Raw genomic sequence first — 3,089 nt, 5'->3', positions numbered from 1 at the left:
CTCTTCAGGGGATACGTCCACCCCGCCAAGTCGCCGACAATAATCGGTGTCATATGAAATGTTGCGCGGCGCAACTGGCGCTTGGCCCGATCGTGTGATCGCACTTGCCGTCCCGCCTGCGTGCTCAAGCACTAGCTTTGTCGCGATGGCGAGGCCCTGATCCAGAAAGGCCGGATCGACGCCGCGTTCAAAACGTTGGCGCGCATCGCTGGTCAATGCGAGCTTTTGACCCGTCCGTGCAATATGTTCCGGGTCGAAAAAGGCGCACTCGATCAGCACATCGGTTGTCTCCGCCGAAACGCCGCTGTGCTCGCCGCCCATGATGCCGCCAATGTCGTGCACCATCGCATCGTCGGCAATAACGGTCATGCCTGCATTGAGCGTGTAGGTTTTTCCGTTCAGTGCGGCAATTTGTTCGCCATCATTCGCCTTGCGCGCGACCAGCGTGCCTGCAAGCTTGGCACGGTCATAGACGTGAAGTGGCCGGCCAAGGTCGATTGACAGGAAATTGGTGATATCGACAAGCAGCGATATCGGTTTCTGCCCTATCGCCTTCAACTTGCTGCGCATCCATTCAGGGGAGTCGCCATTGCGGACGCCCGAAACCGACTGCGCATAAAAGGCAGGGCAGCCTTCGGTGTCGTCGGTCCGCACGTTGGGCGCGGCTTCGGTTCCCTCCGCTGGCGTGGTGAAGTCCATGCGGTAGACCTCGGTCAAGGCACGAAGCGTACCCAGCCTGGCCGCGGCCAGATCGCGCGCAATGCCGCGCACGCCCATGCAATCCTGACGGTTGGGTGTGATGCTGACGTCGATGACGGGGTCGTCAAGACCAGCCCAGTCGGCATAGACTTGCCCGACCGGTGCGTCGCCCGAAAGTTCGATAATGCCATCATGGTCATCGCCAAGCTCAAGTTCGGCAATCGAGCACATCATGCCGTTGGATTCGACGCCGCGGATGGCCGCAACCTTGAGCACCATGCCGTTCGAAGGCACCACGGCGCCTGCAGGACCAAATACGCCAAGCATTCCTGCGCGGGCATTTGGCGCGCCGCACACGACCTGAAGCGGTTCGCCGCCGGCATCGACCGTGAGTACCTGCAACTTGTCTGCCTGTGGATGAGGCGCAGCGCTCAAGACCTTGGCAATGCGGAAAGCCGACAAGGCGTCGGCGGGATTTTCAATCCCTTCGACTTCCAGACCAATGCGATTCAGGCAATCAGCCACAGCATGGATATCGGCGTCGGTATCGAGATGTTCTTTCAACCAGGATAAGGAGAATTTCATGCGCCCACGCCTCCGCTCAATGTCGGAACATCAAGTGCATTGAACCCGTAATGCTGAAGCCAGCGATTATCGCCGTCGAAGAAAGCGCGTAAATCATCCATGCCGTATTTCAGCATTGCCAGGCGGTCGACGCCAGTTCCAAAGGCAAAGCCCTGCCAGACATCTGGATCAAGCCCGCACGCTTCGATAACCTTGCGGTGGACCATGCCGGAGCCAAGCACTTCCATCCAGCCTTCGGACCCGCCGATGACGCGTTTCCCGTTTACGACCGAATAGCCCACATCGACTTCGACCGACGGCTCGGTAAACGGGAAATAGCTAGGCCGCAGGCGAAGTACGACGTCTTCACGTTCGAAATAGGCTTTCAAAAATGTCTCCAGCGTCCATTTCAAATGCCCAAGATGAATGCCCTTGTCGATGACAAGGCCCTCGATCTGGTGGAACATCGGCGTATGCGTCGCATCGCTATCGCTGCGGTATACGCGGCCAGGCGCGATGATCCGGATGGGCGGTTCCTGTGACGTCATGGTGCGGATTTGCACAGGCGATGTGTGCGTGCGCAGCACCATCTTATGGCCGTTACGCGCCATTTCGTCGGGGAAATAAAAGGTGTCGTGCATCGCGCGTGCCGGATGCGTCTCGGGGATATTGAGCGCAGTGAAATTGTGCCAGTCGTCTTCGATCTCGGGGCCTTCAGCTACGGCAAAGCCCATGTCGGCAAAGATTTCGGCTAGTTCGTCCATCACCTGGCTGACAGGATGTACCGTTCCGCGTGGTGTCTCAGGCGCAGGTAAGGTCATGTCCACGCGCTCGGTGGCCAGACGGCGATTCAATTCGACTGTTTCGAGTTCGGCCTTTTTCGTCGTGAGCGCCGCCGCGACGCTTTCACGCAGTCCGTTGATGATGGGTCCTTGCGTCTGTCGTTCCTCAGGCGACATGCCGCCCATGGTTTTCAGCAGCGCAGAAACGCTCCCCTGTTTTCCAAGCGCGCCGATCCGGACAGCTTCCAGCGCATCAATCGTTTCCGCTGCATCAATAGCAGCCATCAGTTCGGTCTGGAGCGTCGCAATATCCATAATCTTCGTCATTCCCGCGAAGGCGGGAATCTTGTGCCCGCCGCTCAATTTACGTATTGTTTTGTGCCCCCGCATTGGCTCAATGCCAATTTGGATGATGAAGCACGGTCTTTCGTTCTGAATAAGCAAAAGGGCGCGAACGGCAAGTACCGTTCACGCCCTTTTGCGCATGTTTCGAAGTTAGGGTTAAGCTGCCTTGGACAGCGCCGACTTCGACTGCGCAATGATCGTGCTAAACATGGCGCCTTCGTTCATTGCGAGATCCGCAAGAACCTTGCGGTCCAGTTCAACGCCAGCAAGCTTCAAGCCGTGCATGAATACGCCATAGGTCATGCCTTCGGCGCGGACAGCGGCGTTGATGCGCTGGATCCACAATGCGCGGAAATTGCGCTTATTTACCTTACGGTCACGATACGCATATTGGCCGGCCTTTTCGACGGCCTGACGTGCGACGCGGATCGTATTCTTGCGACGGCCATAATAGCCCTTCGCCTGCTCTAAAATTCTTTTATGTTTTGCTTTGGTGGTCACACCACGTTTGACGCGTGCCATAATCTATATCCTTTAGGTAAAAAAGTACGCAGGTCTTACAGACCGTAAGGCGCCCATTTTTTGATTGTCTTGGCATCGGGATCAGAGATCACGCTGGTGCCACGGTTTTGGCGGATATACTTGGCATTATGGCTGCTCAAACGGTGCCGTTTTCCAACGACGCCATGTTTGATCTTG

4 protein-coding genes are annotated in these 3,089 nt (G+C 56.9%); all 4 read right to left on the bottom strand.

Translation table 11 applies throughout. The features are described 5' to 3' along the window. Positions 1-1,284, bottom strand: a 1,284-nt coding sequence (gene pheT, locus ACLL9E_RS12960; RefSeq protein WP_411292154.1) for a phenylalanine--tRNA ligase subunit beta, incomplete at its 3' end; no start/stop codon positions are given. Then, positions 1,281-2,360 carry a phenylalanine--tRNA ligase subunit alpha gene (pheS, locus tag ACLL9E_RS12955; RefSeq protein WP_411292156.1) on the bottom strand — a complete coding sequence of 360 codons (1,080 nt, stop codon included), beginning with the start codon at positions 2,358-2,360 and terminating at the stop codon, positions 1,281-1,283. The genes pheS and pheT, both read right to left, overlap by 4 nt. Before the next feature lie 186 nt (positions 2,361-2,546). Further along, positions 2,547-2,912, bottom strand: a complete 366-nt coding sequence (gene rplT, locus ACLL9E_RS12950) for a 50S ribosomal protein L20 (RefSeq protein WP_411292153.1) — start codon at positions 2,910-2,912, stop codon at positions 2,547-2,549. 35 nt (positions 2,913-2,947) lie between these two features. Next, on the bottom strand, positions 2,948-3,089 hold a 142-nt coding region (locus ACLL9E_RS12945; protein WP_411292155.1), incomplete at its 5' end, for a 50S ribosomal protein L35.

The organism is Sphingorhabdus sp. (assembly GCF_046596595.1).
Taxonomy (GTDB): Bacteria; Pseudomonadota; Alphaproteobacteria; order Sphingomonadales; family Sphingomonadaceae; genus Sphingorhabdus_B.
The sequence above is the reverse complement of the archived record's forward strand: the minus strand, read 5'-3'. Positions and strand labels throughout refer to the sequence as shown.

Excerpts from the sequence above, each read along its gene's own strand:
- pheS (WP_411292156.1), bottom strand. The coding sequence starts at position 2,360 with ATGGATATTGCGACGCTCCAGACCGAACTGATGGCTGCTATTGATGCA.
- rplT (WP_411292153.1), bottom strand. The coding sequence starts at position 2,912 with ATGGCACGCGTCAAACGTGGTGTGACCACCAAAGCAAAACATAAAAGA.